The sequence below is a fragment of the Monashia sp. HAY1-5C genome, from assembly GCF_056755255.1.
Genome location: NZ_JBPGXG010000443.1, coordinates 1 through 261 on the forward strand (window position 1 = coordinate 1; position 261 = coordinate 261).

At 62.1% G+C, this 261-nt stretch carries 1 pseudogene; it reads right to left on the minus strand.

Annotated elements, in window-relative coordinates:
- A pseudogene (locus ACR9ZK_RS22370) lies at nucleotides 1–238 on the minus strand (branched-chain amino acid ABC transporter permease); the annotation flags it as partial.
- Nucleotides 239–261 lie beyond the last annotated feature (23 nt).

Consider the following 261-nt stretch of genomic DNA (forward strand, 5'->3'; position numbering starts at 1 on the left):
CCGCATAAGGCTGGCCTGAGGAGCCGTAGAGATAGCGGAACGTGCCCTCGATGGTCAGCGCCATGCCGAAAGTGGAGAGCAGGCCGTAGAGCGGATCGATGTTGTAAAGCTGGCGCAGGCATAGCCGCTCGACGAGGGCACCGAACAGACCGACGATCAGCGGCGCCACGATCAAGGCCGGCCAATAGCCGATCCCGGCATAGGCGAGCAGCAGATAGGCTGTGAAGGCGCCGAGCATGTAAAGCGCGCCGTGAGCAAAAT